This is a genomic window from Cedecea sp. B1(4), from assembly GCF_059414925.1.
On sequence record NZ_JCAHMZ010000397.1, the window covers coordinates 1 to 398 of the forward strand.

Annotated in this window: 1 protein-coding gene; it reads right to left on the reverse strand. The window is 60.1% G+C overall.

What is annotated here, in order from left to right; all coding sequences use genetic code 11:
• A partial coding sequence (locus ACR6JA_RS23455) for a lysozyme family protein (RefSeq protein WP_494599963.1) occupies window positions 1-398 on the reverse strand: 398 nt, incomplete at both ends.

The window sequence follows — 398 nt, forward strand, 5'->3', positions numbered from 1 at the left end:
GGTTCCCTTGTGGGTGAGGTTGGTAGATAGATACCTGCGGGTATCTGTACTGCAGCCACCGGCCCCACTCTTCTGAGAACCGGATCAGCTTCTTGCGGTAAACCGCATTGAATTCGGGCGTGGTTGAGTGGTAATTCGCTGCCCATACCCAAAAGTTCTCGCCACGCTGCCTTCGCAGGTGCCCGGCGAGCAGCCAGGCGGCGACCTCGGCGTTGTAGCAACCGTTCTTCGCCACGTCTTGAGGGCGGACGCCGGCCTTGGCGAGAGGTTCGCCCGGACGAAAGTGGATGCTGTTGATCCCGAAGTGGCCGAGATCGTGCGACTTGTTGGCGTTCTGTAGTCGATCGCCATTTCCGCCCATTTCGATGCTGGCGATGCCCAGCAGAACATTGGCGGGC